Genomic DNA, 22,209 nt, shown 5'->3' on the forward strand with positions numbered 1-22,209 from the left:
GTCTCGCCGTTTCGAGCTGTCCGGACAGGCATGGATCCGAGCTACCTGACGTTCAATGATTGGTTCTTGCTGGAGGTGAAATCATGCCGCCGGCAATTTGACATTCCATCGCTCGCCGCTAATTCACACTTGAAATTGAAGGAAACAGTGAATGAATACTGCGGCGTCTGCCACGAAAGCTCGGACCGGCGTGTCCGGTTTGGATACAGTTTTGGCGGGGGGCCTTTCGCCGGGGCACGTGTTTCTCCTGGAGGGAAATCCGGGAGCTGGCAAAACGACGATTGCGCTGCAGTTCCTGATCGAAGGTGCACGGCTCGGCGAGCAGGGGCTCTACATCACCCTTTCGGAAACCGAGAGCGAACTTCGGGCCGGTGCCGCATCGCACGGCATGGTGATCGAGGGCAATATCGAGGTCTTCGAGGTCGTGCCTCCGGAAAGCCTGCTGGATGCCGACCAACAGCAGAGCCTGCTTTATTCGTCGGATCTTGAACTCGGTGAGACGACAAGAGAAATTTTCGCCGCCTTCGAGCGGATCAAGCCGAGCCGGGTGGTTCTCGACAGCCTGTCCGAGATAAGGCTTCTCGCACAAAGCTCGCTGCGCTACCGCCGGCAGATTCTTGCGCTCAAACATTATTTTGCCCGACAAGGGGCGACCGTGCTTCTCCTCGACGATCTGACCTCCGACACGCTCGACAAGACGGTACACAGCGTCGTGCACGGGGTTATCCATCTCGACGAGCTGGCGCCGAATTACGGCTCCGAACGGCGACGCCTGAGGGTGATGAAATACCGCGGGCAGGCTTTTCGCGGCGGCTACCACGACTTCACCATCCAGACCGGCGGTGTCGTCGTGTTTCCGCGTCTCGTCGCCGCAGAACACAGGTTGAAATATGTTCGCGATCAGCTTCCCAGCAATATTGCAGAGCTGGACCTTCTTCTGGGCGGAGGGCTCGAGCGAGGGTCCAGTACACTGATCCTCGGTCCCGCCGGCACCGGCAAGAGCACTTTCTCGTTTCAATTCTTGATGGCGGCCATCGCGCGCGGAGAAAAGACGGCTGCCTTTATTTTCGATGAGGAGCTCGGTTTGCTTTTCGCCCGCCTGAAACAGCTCGGGATAGATCTCGAGGGACTGAGGGATGAGGGTTTGGTGCATATCGAGCAGCTCGATGCCGCGGAACTATCACCCGGCGAATTCGCCCACCGCGTGCGGACCTGTGTCGACAGGTCGGGCGCGAGGACCGTCATCATCGACAGCATCAATGGCTACCAGGCTTCGATGCCGGATGAAAATTCGCTGATATTGCATATGCACGAGCTGCTGCAATATCTGAACAGACAAGGCGCGAACACCTTCCTTACGGTCGCCCAGCATGGACTGGTGGGCGATATGAAATCGCCTGTTGACGTGACCTACCTCGCCGATACGGTCATCCTCCTGCGTTACTTCGAGGCCGTGGGACGTGTGCGGCGGGCGGTCTCCGTCATCAAGAAGAGGACCGGCCACCACGAGGACACCATCCGGGAGTATCGGATCGATGCGGACGGCCTGACGATCGGAGATCCCATCGTCGGTTTTCAGGGGGTGCTTCGTGGCGTCCCGGACTTCGTTGCAAAGTCCGCTGCGCTTTTGCCAACCGACAGTGAGGACGGCGGCAATTCCTAATTCCAGTAACCCGAAGGCACTGATCTATGCCCCGGCCGGACGCGATGCCCAGGTTGCGGCATCCTTGACCGATGAGGCCGGACTATCATCGATCGCAGTTGCCGATTTGAATCTCTTCGCGTCATCGCTGGATGACGACATCGCGGTTGGCGTGTTGACGGAAGAGGCCGTCCGCGGCAGTGACCTGAAACCGATCGCTGCCTGGGTTGCCGCCCAGCCAAGCTGGTCCGACCTGCCGTTCATCGTCCTCACCCGCCGCGGTGGCGGACCTGAACGAAATCCAGCCGCTGCCAGGCTTTCCGAGGTTCTAGGCAACGTCGCCTTTCTGGAGAGGCCGTTCCATGCGACCTCCTTCATCAGCGTTGTCCGCACAGCTTTGAAGGGACGTCTGCGCCAATACGAAGCGCGCGCCCGGCTCGAGGCTCTGAGCGAGGGAGAACGCCGGTTGCAGACGGCACTCGCCGCCGGTCGTCTCGGGGCGTGGGAGCTGGAACTTTCCACGATGGCGTTGATGGCCTCGGCGACCTGCAAGGCAGTCTTCGGCCGAGAACCGGATGATGATGTCACCCGCGACGATCTGATCGCCAGCATCCACCCCGATGACCGGGACCTTGTGCTGGCACGCCTGCGCCGGACGATTGATACCGGAGAAGACTATTCGATCGAGCACAGGACGATCTGGCCGGATGGATCACTGCATTGGACCGAAGTCCATGCGCAGCTCTACGCCGACAGATATGGGTCCGCCAGCAAACTGGTCGGCGTCTGCTCCGATACCACCGCCCGCAAGACCATCGAAGAAAATCTGAGACGGCTCAATGAGAACCTCGAAGAGCGTGTGAGGGAACGGACCAGGGAGGTCAACGCTGCCCACCAGACCCTGCTTGAGGAGGTCGCCCAGCGCGAAAGGGCCGAGGAGCAGCTTCGCCAATCGCAGAAAATGGAAGCGATTGGCCAACTGACCGGTGGCGTCGCCCATGATTTCAACAATCTGCTGATGGTTGTTCTCGGAAATCTGGAGCTGCTCGGCAAGCACGTGGCTGGAGATGCGAAGGCGACGCGTCTGGTCGATGGCGCGGTTCAGGGCGCGCGACGCGGGGCGGCGCTGACGCAGCGGCTGCTGGCTTTTGCCAGACAGCAGGATCTGCAGGTCAAGCCCGTCGATCTGGCCGAGTTGGTCTCCGGCATGAACGACTTGCTGCGGCGCTCGGTCGGATCGTCGATCAGCATCGAAACCAGCCTGCCGGCGACGCTGCCGCCGGCGCTAGTCGATGCGAACCAGCTCGAATTGGCGCTGCTCAACCTCGCGGTCAATGCCCGCGATGCGATGCCGGATGGCGGGACGCTGTTGATATCGCTGCGTGAGGAGCAGGTGGCCGGCGATGACGGCGCTCTCGGCAAGGGGGCATATCTTGTGCTGGCAGTGGCCGACAGCGGCACCGGCATGGACGCGGAGACGCTGAAGAAGGCAGTCGATCCGTTTTTCTCTACCAAGGAACTCGGAAAGGGCACGGGCCTAGGCTTGTCGATGATCCACGGACTTGCCGTTCAGCTCAATGGCGCACTTCTTCTGACCAGCGAGCTTGGAGTGGGAACGATTGCCGAACTGTGGCTTCCGGCGACCGAACGGCGCCCCGAGCGGGCGATCGAAGCGGAACTGCCCGTTCCGCAAGCTGCATCCAGACTGAAGATCCTTCTGGTCGATGACGATGCCTTGATCGCCATGAGTTCGGTCGACATGCTTGAAGATCTCGGCCACGAGGTCGTCGAAGCAAACTCCGGCGCGCAGGCGCTGGAACTGATCAGCAGCGGTCAGTATTTCGACCTTGTCATAACCGACTATTCGATGCCTGGTATGACCGGCGCACAGCTTGCTCAGGCCGCACGGGACATTCATCCGGCATTGCCGATCGTGCTGGCGACAGGTTACGCCGATCTTCCTGCCGGCACCGATATCGATCTTCCGAGATTGGCAAAGCCCTATGATCAGGCTCAGCTTGCCAAGGAAATTGCCAAGGCGATGGCAAGCGAAACGGTCCCGCTTCTCAGGTCCGGCGGTGACGCAGGTGGTTCAAAGCCTCGCCTATCCAAGGCCGACGATGTCAGCGATAAAATCGGCGATGGCGCCTGTGTCGTCTAGATCGAAGACCGGCAAGGCCGTGTCCGTGACGGCATGATCGGCGGCGATGGCGCAGATATGGGGATCGCTTGGCGCCAGCGGTTCGCGATTGGCGGCCTCCAGGCGGCGGGCCTCGATCTTCGGGATCGGCTCGCGCTTGTAACCTTCGATCAGCACGAGATCGCAGGGGGCGAGACGGGCGAGGATCTCCTCGAATTCAGGTTCTGGCGCGCCGCGCAGCTCGTGCATGATGGCGTAGCGCGTGCCGGAGACGATGGTGACCTCGTGGGCGCCGGCCTGACGGTGGCGGTAGCTGTCGGCCCCGACCTTGTCGATGTCGAAATCATGATGGGCGTGCTTGATCGTCGAGATCTTGTAGCCGCGGCGGGTGAACTCCGTCACCAGCCGGACGGCGAGCCCCGTCTTGCCTGAGTTCTTCCAGCCGGCGATGCCGAAGATTTTCGGTGCGGTCATCCGCGAAGGGCCTCCAGCCAGCGTTCCGCCTCGACGAGATCGTCGGGCGTATTGATGTTGAAGAAGGGATCCAGCAGGCTGGCACGGGTCGGATGCAGCGGAAACGCCACTTCCGTAACGTCATGTCGTAACAGGAAGTCGCGTACTCGGCGCTTCTCGTCGGTGGCGATCCAGGCTTCGAGATCGGCGGCCAGCGTCACCGGCCAAAGCCCGAAGACAGGATGGCTGCGGCCCTCGGAGGCTGCAATGGCGACCTGCGAGGGGTGGTCGACCGCTGCCGCCAGCCGGGCGACGAGATCGGCCGGGAAGAACGGGCAATCCACCGAGACGGTGACGACATGGGTGGTCGACGGCAGGCCGGCGGCATAGACCATGGCCGCATGGATACCGGCCATCGGCCCGGCCTTGCCGCGAAAACGGTCGGGAACGACAGGCACGCTCTCGGCGGCGGCATCGGCGTTGACGGCAACGAGCGGGGCCTGCTGCGAGAGGCGGGTCAGCACATGGTGGAGCAGGCTCTCGGCCCCGAGCATCACGCCCGCCTTGTCGCGGCCCATGCGCTGTGAGCGGCCGCCGGCCAGCACGACGCCCGCTATTTGAGATTTATCCAATGAGAATTCAGCCATCATCCTTCCTCAAACCGGCGCGCGCGGCGCGGATTCCTGCGCGATCGGCGACACGCGGCGCTTGGCCTCACGATAGAACGTATAGAGGCCGGAGGCGATGACGATCGCAGCCCCCACGAGCGTCCAGCTGTCAGGCACTTCGGCGAAGAAAAAGAAGCCGAGCACAGAAGAGAAGATCAGGCTGGTATAGCGGAACGGCGCGACGAAAGAGATTTCGCCAGTGCGCATGGCGAGGATGACCGACTGATAGCCAACGAGCACCAGCACCGATGCGAGCACGAGATGACCAAGCGCGGTGGCGCTGACCGGCTGCCAGCCGCCAAGCACCGGAATGAGCAGCGCACCGAAGAAGGAGGCTGATATGGCGGTGATGACGGTTATCATCAGCGAGGGAATCTCCGGACTGATGCTCCGGGTGGCGAGATCGCGGCCGGCCGTCGTCAGCACCGCGGCGACGCAGAGGAGGGCGGCGGCGGTGAATCCCTCAGGGCCGGGACGAATGATGATCATCACGCCGACGAGGCCGACGAGGATCGCCGACCAGCGCCGCCAGCCGACCGGCTCGCCAAAGAAGAGCGCCGCGCCGAAGGTGACGACCAGTGGCAGCGATTGCAGGATCGCCGAGGCATTGGCGATCGGCATCATGCCGAGCGCGGTGATATAGGTGACGGCGGAGAGCGTCTCGCAGATGATCCTGAAAATGATCATCGGCTGCAGCATGATGCGCCAGGAACGCAGCGCGCCCATTTTCCAGGCGATCAGATAGACGAGCAGGCTGGTGAAGAGGCCGCGCAGGAACATGATTTCGCCAGCGTTCATATAGCCGATCACCGATTTGGACAGAGCGTCGCTCGCGGAAAAGCCGGCCATCGCCATACTCATATAGATGGCGCCCTCAGTATTGCGTGACCGCGGCATGAAGAGATTCCCGTTACCTGTGCGCTCCTTTTAATCGCGAAGATGCATCAAGGGAATCGGATGAATGTCACACAAAGCATAAATCGATGATGCGGTGCACAATAACGCTGACGTCAACGCAGGCGTGTGAGTGAGATCGCCGCAAATCACCGTTTTATAAGGCGAATCCCGATACTTCCGCACGGCCATCAAGGCGGCGATGGGGACGCGCCATCGCTCCTTCCGGTTCGGCCATAGGCGTTTTTCTCTTCTTGCGCGGGAATCGGGTGGCTGCATCGCCTGATATTTGAGCATCTCACATCTCGCAACAACCCAGGAGAGACCGATATGACACTTCTCAACGACAAGATCGCCATCATCACCGGCGCAAGCTCCGGCATCGGCCGCGCGGCGGCGAAACTCTTTGCGCGGCAAGGCGCCAAGCTCGTGGTCACCGGCCGGCGGCAGGACGCGCTCGATGATGTCATCGCGGAAATCGAGGCGGAGGGTGGTCAAGCCGTCGCCATATCAGGCGATGTCAGGAACGAGGCGCTGCAGGCAAGGCTCGTCGAAACGGCGGTCTCGCGTTTTGGCCGGCTCGACATCGCCTTCAACAATGCCGGCATCCTCGGTGAGATGGGGCCGGTTGCCGGGCTGTCGCTCGAGGGCTGGCGCGAGACGATCGAGACCAATCTCACCGCCGCCTTCCTCGGCGCCAAACACCAGTCGGCGGCGATGGGAAAAGGCGGCGGATCGCTGATCTTCACCTCGACTTTCGTCGGCCACACCGTCGGTATGCCTGGCATGGCCGCCTATGCGGCGAGCAAGGCGGGGCTGATCGGCTTCGTGCAGGTGCTCGCCGCTGAACTCGGAGCGCAGAAGATCCGCGTCAACGCACTGCTTCCTGGTGGCACCGACACGCCCGCCAGCATTACCAACGCGCCTGATGCCACGCCGGAGGTGCTCGCCTTCGTGGAGGGGCTGCATGCGCTGAAACGCATGGCGCAACCCGAAGAGATCGCCAATGCGGCGCTTTTCCTCGCCTCCGACATGTCGAGCTTCGTGACCGGCACGGCGATGCTGGCCGATGGCGGCGTTTCAATCAGCCGGACATAGGGTGGGCAAGGGAAGGTGCCCTCAGGGTCATCGCTTCGGCACGTTCTTAGTTGCGGCGGGCTGTGCCACCGCAACAAAGGCATCGATCAAGCGACTTCGCGTATGTCTTTTACTACCTGGCGGTCGAGATAGGCGATCAGATCCTCGATGGTGACGAGGGGTAGGTTGTGGCGTTCGGCGAAGAGCGTGAGTTCGGGCAGGCGAGACATGGTTCCGTCGTCGTTGGCGACTTCGCAGATGACGCCGGCGGGGACCCTTCCGGCAAGGCGGGCGAGATCGATGGCGGCTTCGGTATGGCCAGGGCGGCCGAGCACGCCGCGGGGATTGGCGCGCAGCGGAAAGATATGGCCGGGGCGGGCGAAATCGGCGGGCTTTGCGCGATCATCGACCAGGGCGCGGACGGTGGCGGCGCGGTCCGCCGCAGAAATGCCCGTCGTCGTGCCCTTGAGATAATCAACCGAGACCGTGAAGGCAGTTTTGTGCGATTCCGTGTTGTTGGGCACCATCAGCGGAATGTCGAGCGCATCGAGACGCTCGCCTTCCATGGCGATGCAGACGAGACCACGGGCGTGGGTCATCATGAAGGCGATTGTTTCCGGGGTGACGGCATCGGCCGCGACCACGATATCGCCCTCGTTTTCCCGGTTCTGGTCGTCGACGACGACGACCATCTTGCCGCTGGCAATGGCTGATATGGCATCTTCAATTGTTGCGATAGTCATGCTGTCTGGCCTTTCAAGGGTTATGTCAGCGGACTGACATGGTCTGCTCGGCTCAATCCGTGAGCGAGCCTTCTGCCCTTGGGCGAACAAACGTCAGCCGCCTCCAGGATGGAGTGCGACTGCCCGTGTTGTCCTCTTCCATCCGGACTATACCGTCGGCTCCGGCATCTCACCGGATCTGCTGACCTTCCGACAGGAGGTGCCGGAAGCGCTCGCGGGCTCCAGGATTGCTCCTGATACCGCCGGTGGGGAATTACACCCCGCCCTGAGAACACTTCAAAGATAGGACCAAAAACAGGCGGATGGCAAGGTCACTCGACCAGGCAAAAATGCAAAGCTGCCCTAACGCCGATGGACACACTGTTCACACAGAGGCGACGACCGTGTCGCCTTCCGCACTTCGCTCGTGGTTTGCTCTTTGTTCGATGCATGTCGTTGTCCCAAAACCGCTACGCAATTTGGGCGCCTGCATCAGGACATGATCAGGCCGCCGTCGACATTGATCGTCTGGCCGGTGATATAGGCAGCGTCATCGCTGGCGAGGAAGGTCACCAGGCCGGCGACATCTTCGCCGGAGCCGGCCCGTTTCATCGGGATGCCTTCGACCCATTCCTTCATCAGTTCGCCGGGGGCGTAGTTGCCGAGCAGCTTGCCCCAGGCCTGGTCGTTATAGGCCCACATGTCGGTCTCGATGATGCCGGGGCAGAAGGCGTTGACGGTGATCTTCTCGGTCGCGACTTCCTTGGCCAGGCTCTGGGTGATTCCGACGACGCCCATTTTCGAGGCGGCATAATGCGGGGTGTAGATGAAGCCGTCGCGGGCTTGGCCGGAAGCGGTGTTGATGATGCGGCCGCCGCGCTTGTGCTTGCGCATTCTTGATATTGCCTCCTGGGCGCAGAGGAAGACGCCCTTGGTGTTGACGGCCATGACCTTGTCCCACTCGTTTTCGGTCAGGTCCTCGACGCGGGCGATGGTGATGACGCCGGCATTCTGGATCGAAACGTCGACCGAGCCGAATTCCTTCTCGGCGGCATCATAGAGGGCGGTGACGCTTGCCTTGTCGGTGACATCGCCGATGAAGGAGATCGCCTTGCCGCCTTCGGTTCGGATCTGTTCGGCAACGCCGTGGACCAGCTCCTCATTGGCCGAGACGACGAGATTGGCGCCTTCGCGCGCAAAGCGTCTGGCGATGGCGGCGCCGATGCCGCGACTGCCCCCGGTAATGACGACAGTCTTCTGCTCAAAGCGTTTCATGCTCTTTCCTTGTGTCACTCGATAAACAGCAAATCTGGGTGCGACCTACCATGCGATCATTATTGGATCTCAACCGGTTGTCGCAAATTCAGGCAGCCTTTAGCGCCGATGACGACGCCCGAGCCCTCCGTCCGTTAGACAGCCCGTTCGATCGGCGTGAAGGGCGGGCAGACGGCGATATCGCACGCCGTCTTGCCCGTTAGTCCCTTCAGCGCCTCGATCTCAGCCAGGGAGGAAGCGAGACCGGTCACTTTCCAGCGGCGGCAATGAGCTTTCTCATCGCATCACCAGCAGCAGAAACCGCCATCGACAAGAAGATCGACGCCGGTCACGAAACTTGCTGCATTCGACAGCAGAAACACCGCCGGGCCTACCATCTCGTCCACCGCTGCCATGCGCTGCATCGGCGTCTGCTCTTCGAAGAGCTTGGTCTGGTGGACCATCTCCGGACGGGTGTTCATGGGCGTTGCCGTGTATCCGGGGGAGATGGTGTTGACGCGAATGCCGCGGTCGACCCATTCCATCGCCATGGACTTCGACATATGGATCACGCCCGCCTTGGAGGCGTTATAGTGCGCTTGGCTCAGCCCCCGGTTTACGATCACACCCGACATGGAAGCGATGTTGACGATGGAGCCGCGCCCATTCTTCAGCATGGCGCGAGCCTCTGCCTGGCAGGAAAGAAAGACGCCTTTCAGGTTGATATCCATCAACGTCTGATATTGGTCCTCCTCCATTTCTTCCGCTGCGTTCGCGTTAGCGATGCCTGCAGCGTTGACTGCAAGTGTCAATGGGCCGAGATCGGCTTCGGTCCGTGCTACGGCATCTCCAAGGGAAGATTTGCTCGTGACATCCGCCGCGATCTGGATCGAGCGGCGGCCGGCGGCGCGAATATGTTCAGCCGTCTTGGCCAGCCCGTCGTCGGTTCGACGGTCGAGCAACGCCACGTCCGCCCCGCATTGCGCAAGGCCGATGGCAATGCGCTGCCCAATGCCGCTTCCGGCTCCGGTAACGATGGCAACCTGGCCGCTGAGATCGAAAAGCTTCGGGGCGTTCAGAGTGATGTCGGACACCGCTCTTCCTTTCTCTGTCTGTTTAGATGGTAGCTAGCTCCATGACCGAAACGTCATTTGCCTGGTCACGATTGAGAATGCCTGCCTGTTTGCCTTGCGCAAGCACGAGAATGCGATTGGAGACTCCGAGAACTTCCTCAAGGTCCGAGCTTACGACGATGACCGCCACGCCCCGTTTTGCAAGATTGACGATGATGTCGTAGATGCCCGCTCGGGCGCCGACGTCGATGCCTCTCGTCGGTTCGTCGAGCACGACGACCTTAGGATCGCGCATCAGCCATTTCGCGATGACCACCTTCTGCTGGTTGCCGCCGGACAGGTCCGAGGCATATTGCTCCGCACGGCCCTTTACGCCGAACTTGGCAACTGCCTTCTCCGCAAACGAGCGCTTGACGCTCGGCGTAATCCAACGCCCGCCCAGCTTGTCGAGATTGGCGTAGATAATGTTCTCGCCGATCCGGTGCCCGACAATCAGGCCCTGCTCCTTGCGGTCTTCCGGAACCATCACGATACCCTTGGCGATCGCGTCCGCCGGATCGCGCAGCCTGAGTTCTTCGCCTTCCAGCTTGATCGAACCTGCACTGATTGGGTCCGCGCCCGAAATCGCGCGGACAAGTTCCGTACGGCCGGCGCCGACCAATCCGGCGATTCCGAGAATTTCCCCGGCGCGCACTTCGAAGGTAACGTCACGGAACGAGTTGTCCGGCGAGCTCAGTCCGGACACCTGGAGTACCGGATGGTCTGTCGGAACTGGCAGGGCAGGGAACAAGCGGTCAAGCGGGCGTCCGACCATGCTTTCGACGATCGTTCGCACCGGGGTCGCGCTGTCTGAGAATTCCTGCACGCGCTCGCCATCGCGAAGAACGACGATCCGGTCGGTTATTCGCTTGATCTCTTCCATGCGGTGGGAAATGTAGACGATGCCGACGCCTTCTGAGCGAAGCTTCCGAACCTGTTCGAAAAGAGCTTCCGTCTCCGCGCCGCCAAGGGCGGCTGTCGGCTCATCGAGGATCAAGAGCTTTGCGTTGAGAGCCAGCGCCTTGGCGATCTCGATAAGTTGCTGATTTGCCGTGGAAAGGCCGGCGACCGTCCGCGTTGCGGGGATGTGAAGGTTCAAGCGAGCGAGCTGGTCCTGGGCCCGGCGAACCATCTGGGCGCGGTCGACGACGCCGTTCTTCATCGGCCAACGTCCGATGAAGACGTTTTCCGCGATCGACAGCTGCGGCAGAAGCTGCAGCTCCTGATGGATCAGGACAACGCCCTTGTCGATCGCTTCCCTTGGGGTGGCCGGGGCATAAGGCTGCCCCAGCCATGTCATTGATCCTTCGGACGGTGTGCGTGACCCGGCGATGATGCCGGATAGCGTTGACTTGCCCGCTCCGTTTTCACCGAGAAGTGCAACCACTTCGCCCGGATAAACGTCCAGGCTGACATTCTTCAGAACCTGGAGCGGCCCATACCATTTGGATATGCCCCTCAGGGAAAGAACTGGATCAGTCACGGCACACCTCCTCAAGACCTCAACTTCATTACGGATGGTTGGCGATGAAGCCTGCGACGTTTTCCTTGGTTGTCAGCGTGGCATCCAGGAGCTGGACCGGCGGCACCTTTTCCCCGGCGACAAGCTTGGCGGCGTTTTCAACCGCGTCGCGGCCCATCTTCTGCGTCTGCTGGGTCGCCGTTACGTTGAAGACACCCTTGCTGAGCGCTTCGAGAGCTGCGGTGTCACCATCGAAGCCGCCAACTACGATCTTCTGGGAAGGATTGGCGACCTTGATCGCCTGCGCGGCGCCAAGGGCGAGGCCGTCGGCCTGGGCGAACACGATCGAAACGTCCGGATTTGCCTGGAGCATATTCTGCATGATCTGGAATCCTTCGTCCTGGCTCCAGATGTTCGAGAACTGCTCGGCGACAACCTTGACGTCAGGATATGCCTTGAGAGATTCACCGCAGCCCTTCGAACGATCGACTTCCGGCGTCGTGCCCTTCTGGCCGTGGATGATGACCATCTTCCCCTTGCCGCCGGCTTCCTTCAGGATGTAGTCGCACACGGCCTTGGCAGACGCGACGGAATCCGTTGCAAGGAAGGTATCGCCGGGTGCGCCCTCGGCGTTGCGGTCAACGTTCACGACCGGAATACCAGCGCTCTTTGCGAGCTTGACCGGAACGGTCGCAGCCGCCGCGCCGGCCGGAATGTAGATCAGCGCGTCGATTTTCTGGGTCAGAAGGTCCTGGATCTGATTGACCTGTGTCGGCCCGTCGCCCTTTGCGTCGACCGTGATGACTTCGATGCCGCGCTTCTTGGCTTCGGCTTCGACCGATTGCTTGATCTGGTTGAAGAAGTTTGCCTGAAGGTTGGCTACGGCCAGGCCGAGCTTCTTCAGTTCCGCCGCGTGTACGGGGCCGAGCATGAGGCCGAGCAGTGCAGCAGACGCGAGCATGGTGCGCGCTATTTTCATTGTATTTCCTCCGTTGTTTGATGGAACCCTCGGGTATGTCCTCCCCCTCGGGGTATTGATCCGCCCCAAATTTTTGGGGCGGAATTCCGGGTCCGCCAACGCAGCGGACCCCCGCTCGTCAGGCGCGACGCCGACGAATGGTCTCCGCGCCGACCGCGAGCACAATGACGATGCCGATGATCACCTGCTGCAGGAATGGCGAGACGTTGAGAAGATTGAGCCCGTTGCGAAGGACGCCGATGATAAGAACGCCGATCAGCGTTCCACCGATGCCGCCCGCGCCGCCGGAGAGCGAAGTCCCGCCAATGACGACCGCGGCAATGGTGTCCAGTTCATAGCCCAGACCACTGGACGGCTGGACGGAATCCAGCCGCGCGGCGAGCACGATGCCTGCGAGCCCCGCAAGGACTGAACTTGCGACGTAGACGCCAATCGTCACGAGCGGGACGTTGATACCCGCCAGCCGAGCGACTTCCGGATTTCCTCCCACCGCGTAGAGCATGCGACCTTCAGACCGGAAGTGCAGGAAAAGCCACGCCGCAAGAACAACCGCAAGCATGAGAAACACAGTGGCTGTCAACACGCCGAAATGACGATCGATTGCCAGCATCATGAACCAGTCGGGGAATCCGACGATCTGCTGGCCGTCCGTGATCATATTTGCGACGCCGCGAGCCGCGGACATCATCGCAAGAGTGGCAATAAACGCTGGAACCCTGAACTGTGTCACCAGAAGTCCGACGATCAGGCCCGAAACGCCCGATGCGACCAGAGCAAAAACGATCCCGACCGGCAGCGGTAGGCCGGCGACATTCGCAGTCCAGCCCATGACCATCATCGCAAGAGCGAGCGCCGAGCCGACGGAAAGATCGATGCCGCCGATCAGAATGACAAAGGTCATTCCGACGGCCATGATGCCGAGGACAGTGATCTGATCGAGGATGTTGAGGCCGTTCCGAACCGAAAGAAACGTGTCGGTGCTGAGGCTCAGGAAGACGCAAAGCAAGAGCAGCCCCACGAGCGGGCCGGTGGCGCCCTTGAGCTTGCTCAACCAGGCGCCGGACGAAAGCCCGTGTTCATTGATATCGAGCGCCACCATTGTTCCTCCCTATGCCTAGGCTATTCGCTAATTCACTCTACGAATAAATATTCACTGATGCTGGAAAATTCATTAACAAGTTGCTTCCGAGCTGTCAATAGGATTTTCCGGACTTGCAACTGCCGGCGCGTTGCTTAAAGGGCTTGACTAATCGGTGTCTTGTGCAAAAATATTGATAACTGAATATTTATGCATGAGAGGAACCCATGAATACGACAGAACTCGAGCGGGTCGCTCGCGAGATCCGATTGCGCGATCTCCAGGCGGTCTTTGAAGCGGGCGCCGGCCATATTGGCGGGGAAATGTCGGTCATCGACATTTTGACTGCCCTCTATTTTCGTGTGCTGAATGTTTGGCCCGATCAGCCAAAGCACTCGGACCGCGACAGGTTCGTTCTTTCGAAGGGACATACTGCATGCGCTCTGTATGTGACGCTCGCAAAACGCGGCTTCATCCCGGAGGAAGAGATTTCCACCTTCTTGCAGCCGCATTCGAGGCTGAACGGGCATCCAAATTGCAACAAGGTCCCTGGCGTTGAAACGAATACCGGGCCGCTCGGCCACGGTCTTCCAGTCGCAATAGGAATGGCAAAAGCCGCCAAGCTCTCAGGCGCGAAGTATCACACCTACGTCGTCACCGGCGACGGTGAGATGCAGGAGGGCTCCAACTGGGAAGCGATCATGGCGGCCGCGCAGTTCAAGCTCGATAACTTAACGCTGGTCATCGACCACAACAGGTTCCAGCAGGGCGCCGCCCTGGCGGAAACCAACGATCTCGCCCCGCTTCGTCCGAAGCTTGAAGCTTTCGATTGGGAAGTCACCGAGATCAACGGGAACAATATGAGCGAAGTCGTTTCAGCCCTCGAATACCGGGGATCGAGACCGCATTGTATCGTGGCCCACACCAACAAGGGGCATGGAATCTCGTTCATGCAAGACCGAGTCGACTGGCACCACAAGGTACCGAGCAAGGAACAATACGAAATCGCATTGGCAGAATTGTCGGAGGCACTGTGATGAACGCGCCAATAAACGCACCCAAGCTCTACGATTGCCGCGACGCATTCGCCACTACGCTTGAGCGGCTGGCAGCCGAAAACGAAACGATCGTTGCCGTCTGCAACGACTCCGTGGGGTCCTCCAAGCTCGGCGGCTTCAAGGCGAAGTTTGGAGAGCGCCTCGTCAATGTCGGTATCGCTGAGCAGAACATGGTGGGGGTTGCAGCAGGCCTCGCCAATGGCGGACGCCTTCCGTTCGTGTGCGCTGCCGCTCCGTTTCTAACGGGACGGTCGCTGGAGCAGATCAAAGCCGATATTTCGTATTCGAATGCCAACGTCAAGCTGGTCGGCATTTCTTCTGGAATGGCGTATGGCGAACTCGGCCCGACCCATCACTCGATCGAAGACTTCGCCTGGACGCGGGTTCTGCCTAATCTTCCGGTCATTGCGCCTTGTGACCGCATCGAAACAGCTGCTGCGGTTGAGTGGGCCGCGGCCTACAACGGCCCCTGTTTCCTGCGTCTGTCTCGCGTCGGTGTGCCTGATCTCCTTCCGGAGGGTCACAAGTTCGAACTTGGCAAGGCAAACCTCCTTCGCCAGGGTTCCGACGTCACCCTTATCGCAAACGGCACTTTGACTCATCGCATATTAAGGGCTGCCGAAATCCTCGCAGAACGCGGTATCAACGCCAGAGTGCTCAACCTTGCAACGGTTCGTCCGATCGACGAGGACGCCATCATCGCCGCGGCGAAGGAAACCGGAGCGATCGTCACAGCCGAAGAGCATTCGATTTTTGGCGGGCTCGGTTCCGCAGTCGCCGAAGTGGTGGTCGACAATGCTCCAGTCCCGATGAAACGTCTCGGCGTTCCCGGCGTCTACGCTCCGACCGGTTCGGCAGAGTTCCTGCTCGACGAATTCGGGATGGCGCCGTCCGCAATCGCCGACGCGGCGCAGTCGCTGATCAGGCGCAAGTAACTGGGATCACGTGATCAGCCGGGACGCTTTTTGTCGTCCCGGCTGCCGTCTGATCTGGGGAGGATGGAATGCGGGCAATTCTGGCAATTGACCAGGGCACGACCAATTCGAAGGCAGTTCTCGTTTCCGAAAAGGGAGAAATTGTTGGCAGGGGTTCGGCTCCGGTCGGCATCACCTATCCGAAATCAGGCTGGGTCGAACAAGACCCACGCCGGCTCTACGCATCCGTCTGCGAGGCGATCGACGCCTGCCTGAAGGGCGCCCCCGATGTGGCTGTCGAGGCCGTGGCGATTTCCAATCAGCGCGAGTCAGTCACTGCCTGGGACGCCGAAACGGGAGAAGCACTTGGACCGGTGGTGAGCTGGCAGTGCCGTCGAACGGCACAGGATTGCGAACGTCTCATTGCTGAAGGCCGCCTTGACCGCGTGCAGGCGCTCACAGGCCTGCCACTGGATCCGATGTTCCCGGGTTCGAAATTCCGATGGCTGCTCGACCGTATTCCGGCCGGGCGATCGGTGCGGCTGGGAACGGTCGACAGTTGGCTCGTCCATTGCCTGACGGGCGGGCGCCGGCATGTTTGCGATGCTTCGAATGCCGCCAGGAGCCAGTTGTTCGATCTCCAGGAGCAGAGATGGAGCGAGGAACTTGGCGAGATTTTCGGCGTGGATATCGCGCTCCTCCCCGAGGTACTCGACAGCTCTGCCGACTTCGGCAGGACGCAAGGGTTGCCAGGCGTGCCGGATGGAACTCCGATAATGGCCGTGATCGGAGACAGTCATGCTGCGCTGTTCGGTCATGGAGCATTCAAGCCGGGTGATGGCAAGGTAACCTTCGGAACCGGCTCGTCGGTGATGACGACGCTTCCGCGATTTATTCCCCCACGCAACGGCGTCACAACGACTGTCGCATGGCGTCTCCATGGAAAGCCGACTTTCGCTTTCGAAGGCAATATTCTCGTTTGCGCCGCCAGTCTCCCCTGGATGGCAGGCATTCTCGGCCTTTCGGACGTGGCGGCCCTTGTCGAACTTGCGGCGAGCGCCGAACCGGGCGGACCGGGCTTCGTGCCGGCATTCGTGGGACTGGGCGCACCCTATTGGAAATCCGACGCCCGTGCCCTGTTTTCGCAGATCAACTTCAATACGACACGTGCACAAATGGCGCGGTCGGTAACCGACTCGATCGCCTTCCAGGTGCACGACGTGATCGCCGCCATGCGAGCACAAAGCGGCGGCGAGCTCGGGGCGCTCTATGTGGACGGCGGACCGAGCCAGAACCGCTTCCTGATGCAGTGTGTCTCGAATCTCATCGAACATCCCGTGATTCAATGCGAAGCACCCGAGGCGTCGGCTTTGGGGGCCGCATATCTCGCGGGTCTCTCACTTGGCCTGTGGAGCGATCTCCAGGTTATCGCAGAGTTGCCCCGGAGCTCACATATCATTGACCCGGAACCCGTGGATCGAGCGGTGCTTCTGGATACCTGGAATGATGCACTTGCCCGCTCGACGGCACGCGAAACAACAGCTAATGATGAATAAAAATTCACTCTAGGATTAGCGATGACTCGCCTCAATGAACTCCGCCTCATCTCGAGGGTCGCCCAGATGTACCACTTGGAGGGACGGCGACAGGCGGAGATCGCACAGCACCTTCGCCTGTCGCAGGCGACTGTGTCGCGCATGCTCAAGCGTGCCGAGGCCGAAGATATTGTACGAACCAGCGTGACCCCCCCCGTTGGCACCTACAGCGAGCTTGAGAGCGCGCTTCGCGAGAAATATGATTTGCCGGAGGCGATCGTCGTTGAGTGCACGGAAGATCGGGACGGAGCCATCATGGCCCGTATCGGAGAGGCAGCGGCTCATCTCTTGGAGGTGACGCTTGCGCCAGGGGAGATCATCGGCGTTTCGAGTTGGAGCCAGACCATTTCCAAGATGGTCGAGAACATTCATCCCCTGAAGAGCGCTCAGGCGAAATACGTCGTCCAAACCCTTGGAGGCATGGGCGATCCTTCAGTGCAGACGCATGCGACGCAGCTTACCACGCGGCTTGCTCGGCTGACCGGCGCTGAGCCAAAACTGCTCGCCGTGCAAGGCGTTACGACGTCTAGAGAGGCAAAATTTCTTATGCAGGCCGATCCATACGTTCGGGAGACGATGGACTTGTTCGGCAGCATAACGCTTGCGATTGTCGGAATCGGAGCAGTCGAACCGTCCGAACTTCTCGCACGGTCAGGCAACATCTTTTCATCCCGCGAACTGTCTGATCTCGCGGAAGCGGGAGCCGTCGGCGATATCTCGCTTCGCTTCTTCGATAAAAACGGCAAGCCGGTCAAGACACCTCTGGACGACCGGGTCATAGGGCTTCCACTCGAGGATCTCGAACGGGTGGACCGGGTCATTGCTCTTGCCGGCGGGTCCAAAAAGACCGACGCAATCGCAGGGGCGCTCCGCGTGGGGGTCATCCACATGCTTGTTACGGACAAGTTTACCGCGCAGCGATTGATCAACTGATGAGGCAGGCTGATTTTGGCAGCCTCAATGGGCTGTCCCATCCACAATCACGTGGTCGTACTCCATAGAGCATTTCTCCACCCGGGCCTCGACCCTGTAGATCTCCCGCAGCATTTCGGTGGTGACGACATCCCTTGGGGTGCCGCAGGCGTGCATGCGGCCGTTGGCGATGACGAGGACCTTATCGGCGAAGCGGAGCGCCTGGTTGAGGTCGTGGATGGCGATCAGCACGATCATGCCCTTGGTGCGGGCCTGGCGGCGCATGAAGTCGAGGACCTCGACCTGGCGGTGGAGGTCGAGCGCGCTGGTCGGCTCGTCCATCAGCATGATTTCAGGTTCGCGCACCAGGGCTTGGGCGATCGAGACGAGCTGGCGCTGGCCGCCGGAAAGCGCGCCCAGATCGCGAAAGGCGATGGCTGACATATCGAGCGCCTTCATGATCTCGTCGATGAAGCGCAGGTCGCTGTCGCTTACGGCCCAGGACTGGCCCTGCTTGCGGGCAAGCAGGATGGATTCGTAGACCGTCAGCACGGCGTTTGCCGAGGTATCCTGCGGCATGTAGCTGATGGCGTTTTTCGCCTTCGACCCTTCGACGACGACATGGCCCGGCCCTTTGAGGAGGCCGGTGATGCGCTTGAAGAGGGTCGACTTTCCGGCGGCGTTCGGGCCGATCACCGCCACGACCTCGCCTGATGTCATCACCGGCGTCGTCACGTCTTCGACGAAGAGCTTGCGGCCGTGATAGGCGCCGACCGATTGCAACTGAAGCGCTACCACGACCGGCTCCTGTTAGAGAGGATGAGCGAGAAGAAGAAGGGCACGCCAACCAGAGCGGTGATGATGCCGATCGGGAAGACGACACCTGGTATGATCGACTTCGAGACGATCGAAGTCAGCGAGAGCAGCAGTGCGCCTGACAGGATCGAGCCCGGCAGGAAGAAGCGCTGATCCTCGCCGAGGATCATGCGCGCGATATGCGGCCCGACGAGGCCGACGAAACCGATCGTGCCGACGAAGCTGACGGGGACTGCGGCAAGCAGCGAGACCACGAGCATAGTTTCCAGCCGGATGCGGCGGACATTGACACCAAAGCTTGCGGCCTTGTCCTCGCCGAGGCGAATCGCGGTCAGCGCCCAGGCATTGCGAGCAAAGAGCGGCAGGGCGATCAGCAACACGGCGAGCGTCGCCCAGATCTTTGGCCAGGTGGCCTTGGTGAGGCTGCCCATCGTCCAGAAGACGACAGCCGATAGCGCCTGTTCGGAGGCGAGATATTGCAGGAAGGCGAGAGCCGCATTGAAGGTGAAGACCAGCGCGATGCCGAGCAACACCACTGTCTGCACCGAGACGCCACGGGCCTGCGAGACGAAATGGATGAAGAGCGTGGCGATCAACGCCATGATGAAGGCATTGACCGGCACGAGCAGGCCGGCTGCAACCGGCAGAAGCGGAACGCTGGTGACGATGGCAAGGGCGGCGCCGAAGCTTGCCGCCGCTGAAATGCCGAGTGTGAAGGGGCTGGCGAGCGGATTGGCGAGGATCGTCTGCATCTGCGCGCCGGCGACGGAGAGCGATGCGCCGACGACGATCGCCATCACCGCAACCGGCATGCGGATGTCCCAAACGACGGCCCGCACCTGATCCGAAACGGAGGAGGGGTCGAGGAGGGCCGAGACAACCTCGGTAAGACTATAGCGGGCCGGCCCCCAGGCGAGATCGACGGCAAAGGACAGGCAGAGTGCTGCCGTCATGGCGATAAGGATCAGCAGCTTGCGCCGGGCGAGGGCGCGGTAGCGCTCCCTCCCGGCCTCGGCTTCGATCGATATGGCGGCGATCTCGGCCATTTCGGATTACTGACCCGCCTTGGCGTCGACCCAGTAACCCGGCTGGTAGGCGACAGGCAGGAATTTTTCGTGGAATTCCCTGAAGGTGGCATCGGGATCGAGATCGGCAAAGAGGTTCGGATGGAACCACTTGGCCAGCTGCTGCACGGCGACGAACTGGTAGGGGCTGGTATAGAACTGGTGCCAGATCGCATGGACATTGCCGCCGGCAACCGCTCTGGAGCCGGTGAAGGCAGGGTTTTCCACCAGCGTGTTCAGCGCCTTGCGGCTGTCGTCAAAGGTGGCGGCGGCATTCGGGCCGACATTCACATAATCCTTGGCATTCTTGGTCTGGCTCCAGTTGGAGCCGGTGACGACGATGACGTCAGGATTGGAGGCGACGACCTGCTCGGCATTGATCGAGCCGGTATAGCCTGGCAGGAAATCGGAGCCGAGATTGTGGCCGCCGGCCCAATCGACCATCAGGCCGAAATTATCGGGACCGAAGGTGCCGCAGCATTCGACGAGGCCTGCGGCGCGATACATGAAGACATTGGGCTTCGGTGGATTGGCGGCCTTCAATTTGTCGGTGACGCGCGCCATCTGCTCTTTCCAGAAGAGGGCCACAGCTTCGGCGCGGTCCTCATGGCCGAAGATCTGCCCGAGGATCTTCAGGCTCGGCCCGGTATTGGCGAGAATGTGCTCGCGGAAATCGATGTAAACGATCTTCACGCCGATGCCGCTGAGCATCTCCTCGAGCTTCACCTCGTCGGCGGCCGCCTTGTTGCCGATCGGCAGCAGCAGCACATCGGGATGAAGCTTGACGACCGTCTCGGTCTGCAGCGTGCCGTCGGTCAGGTTGCCCAAAAAGGGCAGGTCCTTGCCCTTCGGAAACTTCTCGACATAAGCGTTGAAGCCATCCTTGTCGGTGGTCCAGAGATCGTTGCGCCAGCCGACGATCTTGGCGAAGGGATCTTCCTTCTCGATCGGGGCTACGGCATAGAGCATGCGGCCTTCCCCAAGGATCACACGCTCGACCGGCTTGTCGAAGGTCACTTCGCGACCCGCGACATCCTTGACAGTGAAGGACTGCGCCCAGGCCGAAAGCGGCATCAGGCTCGCAATCGCCGCTGCGGAGACTGCGAGTATTTTCACGAAATTCATCTGGAAATTCCCCCGAGGTCTGAATAATGTCCGCAGGCATAAGAAATATGACTTTATGAATCAAGTTCTATGTTTTAGAGCGTTTCCAAACTGATCCGATGCCGAGGTGCCTCAGATGAATTCCATGAATACGAACTACTCCATCCGCGATGAAATCCGCGATTTCTGGTCGGAACGGGCGGCGACCTTCGACCAGAGCGTCGGCCATGAAATCTTTTCGGAAGCGGAGCGGAAAGGCTGGCAGCGGCTGATCAAAAAACATCTGGGCGAGGGGCAGGGGCGCGCGGCACTCGATCTCGCCTGCGGCACCGCCGTCATCTCGCATCTCATGCATGATGTCGGCTTTGCGGTCACCGGCCTCGACTGGTCGGATGCGATGCTGGCGCAGGCGCGCGCCAAGGCGAAGAAGCGCGGCACCGATATCCGTTTCGTTTCCGGCGATGCCGAAAACACCATGGAGCCCAAGGACAGCTACGACGTCATCACCAACCGCCATCTCGTCTGGACGCTGGTCGACCCGGCTTCGGCGTTTAAGGAATGGTTCTCGGTATTGAAACCGGGCGGCAAGGTGCTGATCCTCGACGGCAATATGGGCAAGGAAACCTGGGTCAAGGGCCTGCAGAAGCTCTGGACGAAGGTGACCGGCAGGCCGCCGGCGAGCCACATGTCGCCGGAGATGATGGCGCGGCACCAGAAGATCCGCTCACGCGTGCATTTCTCCAACCAGATGCCAGCCGAAGCAGTCGTCGATCTTCTGCGCCAAGCCGGTTTTACGGATATTGTCGTCGACCGCAAACTCGCCGACATTCATTGGGCGCAGGCGCGCAAGATGCCGTTCCTGCGCGGGCTGGAGCGCATGGTACAGGACCGGTTTGCGATTTGTGCGCGCAAGCCTGGGTGATGGGGTTGGCGCCCGCCGGCGGCTCCGCTTAGTTCAGGGGTTCGCCGTGGGGTACCCCCCTCTGCCCTGCCGGGCATCTCCCCCACAAGGGGGGAGATCGGATGGGCGCAACGGCTTCCCCAAACAATGACGGATTGGTATGCCGTGCATCGGTAGAGGGAGATCGATGGTCCAACCTCCTGCCAATCTCCCTCCTTGTGGGGGAGATGCCCGGCAGGGCAGAGGGGGGTGGCATCCGCCAACGCCTCTTACTGGGGCGCGGCATCCTCCAACGCACCTCAGGATGAGGCTCTCTCGGGGCTGGCTGTGTTTAGGGAGTCTGCCGCACCGTATCCCGGCCCTT

At 60.8% G+C, this 22,209-nt stretch carries 20 protein-coding genes and 1 riboswitch; of the genes, 8 read left to right on the forward strand and 12 right to left on the reverse strand.

Translation table 11 applies throughout. The features are described from left to right. The first annotated feature begins 151 nt into the window (after window positions 1-151). Complete coding sequence (locus tag HX899_RS22325) at window positions 152-1,663, forward strand: ATPase domain-containing protein (protein WP_180194052.1); 1,512 nt, start codon at window positions 152-154, stop codon at window positions 1,661-1,663. Continuing rightward, complete coding sequence (locus HX899_RS22330; RefSeq protein ID WP_348647917.1) at window positions 1,641-3,803, forward strand: response regulator; 2,163 nt, start codon at window positions 1,641-1,643, stop codon at window positions 3,801-3,803. The genes HX899_RS22325 and HX899_RS22330 overlap by 23 nt, the downstream gene beginning before the upstream one ends. Here HX899_RS22330 and mobB read toward each other — a convergent pair. From mobB to HX899_RS22345, 3 genes are read right to left on the reverse strand one after another with little or no spacing between them, the layout of a single operon-like run. Beyond that, window positions 3,747-4,256 (reverse strand): molybdopterin-guanine dinucleotide biosynthesis protein B, encoded by a 510-nt coding sequence (mobB, locus tag HX899_RS22335; protein WP_180194053.1) that lies wholly within the window; start codon window positions 4,254-4,256, stop codon window positions 3,747-3,749. The two genes, HX899_RS22330 and mobB, sit on opposite strands and share 57 nt — an antisense overlap. Beyond that, a complete protein-coding gene (gene mobA / locus HX899_RS22340; RefSeq protein ID WP_138389011.1) occupies window positions 4,253-4,882 on the reverse strand; it encodes a molybdenum cofactor guanylyltransferase MobA in 630 nt (209 codons plus the stop codon). The genes mobB and mobA overlap by 4 nt, the downstream gene beginning before the upstream one ends. A 9-nt stretch (window positions 4,883-4,891) precedes the next feature. Continuing rightward, window positions 4,892-5,800, reverse strand: coding sequence for a DMT family transporter (locus tag HX899_RS22345; protein ID WP_138389012.1), 909 nt, complete (start codon window positions 5,798-5,800; stop codon window positions 4,892-4,894). 327 nt (window positions 5,801-6,127) lie between these two features. On the opposite strand from HX899_RS22345, the gene HX899_RS22350 reads away from it, so the two are divergent. After that, the gene (locus tag HX899_RS22350; protein WP_180194054.1) at window positions 6,128-6,895 is read left to right on the forward strand and encodes an SDR family oxidoreductase; all 768 of its coding nucleotides are present in this window, start codon (window positions 6,128-6,130) and stop codon (window positions 6,893-6,895) included. A gap of 86 nt (window positions 6,896-6,981) precedes the next feature. Here HX899_RS22350 and ribB read toward each other — a convergent pair whose 3' ends face one another. The 6 genes from ribB to HX899_RS22380 form a co-directional block, all read right to left on the reverse strand. Next, window positions 6,982-7,617, reverse strand: a complete 636-nt coding sequence (ribB, locus tag HX899_RS22355) for a 3,4-dihydroxy-2-butanone-4-phosphate synthase (protein ID WP_138329224.1) — start codon at window positions 7,615-7,617, stop codon at window positions 6,982-6,984. Window positions 7,618-7,743: 126 nt separating this feature from the next. Continuing rightward, a riboswitch (FMN riboswitch) is annotated at window positions 7,744-7,894 on the reverse strand. 194 nt (window positions 7,895-8,088) lie between these two features. Beyond that, window positions 8,089-8,871 carry a glucose 1-dehydrogenase gene (locus tag HX899_RS22360; RefSeq protein ID WP_138389015.1) on the reverse strand — a complete coding sequence of 261 codons (783 nt, stop codon included), beginning with the start codon at window positions 8,869-8,871 and terminating at the stop codon, window positions 8,089-8,091. Window positions 8,872-9,155: 284 nt separating this feature from the next. Next, the gene (locus tag HX899_RS22365; RefSeq protein ID WP_138389016.1) at window positions 9,156-9,944 is read right to left on the reverse strand and encodes an SDR family oxidoreductase; all 789 of its coding nucleotides are present in this window, start codon (window positions 9,942-9,944) and stop codon (window positions 9,156-9,158) included. A gap of 22 nt (window positions 9,945-9,966) precedes the next feature. Further along, a complete protein-coding gene (locus HX899_RS22370; protein WP_180194055.1) occupies window positions 9,967-11,445 on the reverse strand; it encodes a sugar ABC transporter ATP-binding protein in 1,479 nt (492 codons plus the stop codon). Between the two features lie 28 nt (window positions 11,446-11,473). After that, entirely contained in the window at window positions 11,474-12,403 is a 930-nt protein-coding gene (locus HX899_RS22375; RefSeq protein ID WP_181293418.1) for a sugar ABC transporter substrate-binding protein, read from the reverse strand. A 118-nt stretch (window positions 12,404-12,521) separates the two neighbouring features. Further along, complete coding sequence (locus tag HX899_RS22380; protein ID WP_180194056.1) at window positions 12,522-13,502, reverse strand: ABC transporter permease; 981 nt, start codon at window positions 13,500-13,502, stop codon at window positions 12,522-12,524. A 206-nt stretch (window positions 13,503-13,708) separates the two neighbouring features. Here HX899_RS22380 and HX899_RS22385 point away from each other — a divergent pair, with 206 nt between their 5' ends. The 4 genes from HX899_RS22385 to HX899_RS22400 all read left to right on the forward strand — a co-directional run bounded on the left by HX899_RS22385 (window position 13,709) and on the right by HX899_RS22400 (window position 17,981). Then, window positions 13,709-14,518, forward strand: coding sequence for a transketolase (locus HX899_RS22385; RefSeq protein WP_181293419.1), 810 nt, complete (start codon window positions 13,709-13,711; stop codon window positions 14,516-14,518). Then, a complete protein-coding gene (locus HX899_RS22390) occupies window positions 14,518-15,474 on the forward strand; it encodes a transketolase family protein (RefSeq protein WP_171598690.1) in 957 nt (318 codons plus the stop codon). Before HX899_RS22385 ends, HX899_RS22390 begins: the two co-directional genes overlap by 1 nt. A 68-nt stretch (window positions 15,475-15,542) precedes the next feature. Next, window positions 15,543-17,009, forward strand: coding sequence for an FGGY family carbohydrate kinase (locus HX899_RS22395; protein WP_171598691.1), 1,467 nt, complete (start codon window positions 15,543-15,545; stop codon window positions 17,007-17,009). 21 nt (window positions 17,010-17,030) lie between these two features. Next, window positions 17,031-17,981, forward strand: a complete 951-nt coding sequence (locus HX899_RS22400) for a sugar-binding transcriptional regulator (RefSeq protein WP_003540269.1) — start codon at window positions 17,031-17,033, stop codon at window positions 17,979-17,981. 24 nt (window positions 17,982-18,005) lie between these two features. Here HX899_RS22400 and HX899_RS22405 read toward each other — a convergent pair whose 3' ends face one another. Genes HX899_RS22405 through HX899_RS22415 form a run of 3 tightly spaced genes read right to left on the reverse strand, consistent with a single transcriptional unit; the run spans window position 18,006 to window position 20,965 of the window. Beyond that, window positions 18,006-18,758 carry an ABC transporter ATP-binding protein gene (locus HX899_RS22405; protein WP_138329233.1) on the reverse strand — a complete coding sequence of 251 codons (753 nt, stop codon included), beginning with the start codon at window positions 18,756-18,758 and terminating at the stop codon, window positions 18,006-18,008. Continuing rightward, window positions 18,752-19,822, reverse strand: a complete 1,071-nt coding sequence (locus HX899_RS22410) for an iron ABC transporter permease (protein ID WP_181293420.1) — start codon at window positions 19,820-19,822, stop codon at window positions 18,752-18,754. The genes HX899_RS22405 and HX899_RS22410 overlap by 7 nt, the downstream gene beginning before the upstream one ends. 6 nt (window positions 19,823-19,828) lie before the next feature. Continuing rightward, the gene (locus HX899_RS22415) at window positions 19,829-20,965 is read right to left on the reverse strand and encodes an ABC transporter substrate-binding protein (RefSeq protein ID WP_181293421.1); all 1,137 of its coding nucleotides are present in this window, start codon (window positions 20,963-20,965) and stop codon (window positions 19,829-19,831) included. 115 nt (window positions 20,966-21,080) lie between these two features. On the opposite strand from HX899_RS22415, the gene HX899_RS22420 reads away from it, so the two are divergent. Next, entirely contained in the window at window positions 21,081-21,866 is a 786-nt protein-coding gene (locus tag HX899_RS22420) for a methyltransferase domain-containing protein (RefSeq protein ID WP_181293422.1), read from the forward strand. Window positions 21,867-22,209: the final 343 nt, after the last annotated feature.

The organism is Rhizobium sp. WYCCWR 11146 (genome assembly GCF_013591995.1).
Classification (GTDB): Bacteria; Pseudomonadota; Alphaproteobacteria; order Rhizobiales; family Rhizobiaceae; genus Rhizobium; species Rhizobium indicum.

Coding starts and splice junctions, on each gene's coding strand:
- HX899_RS22375 (WP_181293418.1), bottom strand. CDS start 12,403: ATGAAAATAGCGCGCACCATGCTCGCGTCTGCTGCACTGCTCGGCCTC.
- HX899_RS22400 (WP_003540269.1), top strand. CDS start 17,031: ATGACTCGCCTCAATGAACTCCGCCTCATCTCGAGGGTCGCCCAGATG.
- HX899_RS22360 (WP_138389015.1), bottom strand. CDS start 8,871: ATGAAACGCTTTGAGCAGAAGACTGTCGTCATTACCGGGGGCAGTCGC.
- ribB (WP_138329224.1), bottom strand. CDS start 7,617: ATGACTATCGCAACAATTGAAGATGCCATATCAGCCATTGCCAGCGGC.
- HX899_RS22410 (WP_181293420.1), bottom strand. CDS start 19,822: ATGGCCGAGATCGCCGCCATATCGATCGAAGCCGAGGCCGGGAGGGAG.
- HX899_RS22395 (WP_171598691.1), top strand. CDS start 15,543: ATGCGGGCAATTCTGGCAATTGACCAGGGCACGACCAATTCGAAGGCA.
- HX899_RS22325 (WP_180194052.1), top strand. CDS start 152: ATGAATACTGCGGCGTCTGCCACGAAAGCTCGGACCGGCGTGTCCGGT.
- mobA (WP_138389011.1), bottom strand. CDS start 4,882: ATGGCTGAATTCTCATTGGATAAATCTCAAATAGCGGGCGTCGTGCTG.
- HX899_RS22415 (WP_181293421.1), bottom strand. CDS start 20,965: ATGAATTTCGTGAAAATACTCGCAGTCTCCGCAGCGGCGATTGCGAGC.
- HX899_RS22350 (WP_180194054.1), top strand. CDS start 6,128: ATGACACTTCTCAACGACAAGATCGCCATCATCACCGGCGCAAGCTCC.
- HX899_RS22420 (WP_181293422.1), top strand. CDS start 21,081: ATGAATTCCATGAATACGAACTACTCCATCCGCGATGAAATCCGCGAT.
- HX899_RS22390 (WP_171598690.1), top strand. CDS start 14,518: ATGAACGCGCCAATAAACGCACCCAAGCTCTACGATTGCCGCGACGCA.
- mobB (WP_180194053.1), bottom strand. CDS start 4,256: ATGACCGCACCGAAAATCTTCGGCATCGCCGGCTGGAAGAACTCAGGC.
- HX899_RS22345 (WP_138389012.1), bottom strand. CDS start 5,800: ATGCCGCGGTCACGCAATACTGAGGGCGCCATCTATATGAGTATGGCG.
- HX899_RS22385 (WP_181293419.1), top strand. CDS start 13,709: ATGAATACGACAGAACTCGAGCGGGTCGCTCGCGAGATCCGATTGCGC.
- HX899_RS22380 (WP_180194056.1), bottom strand. CDS start 13,502: ATGGTGGCGCTCGATATCAATGAACACGGGCTTTCGTCCGGCGCCTGG.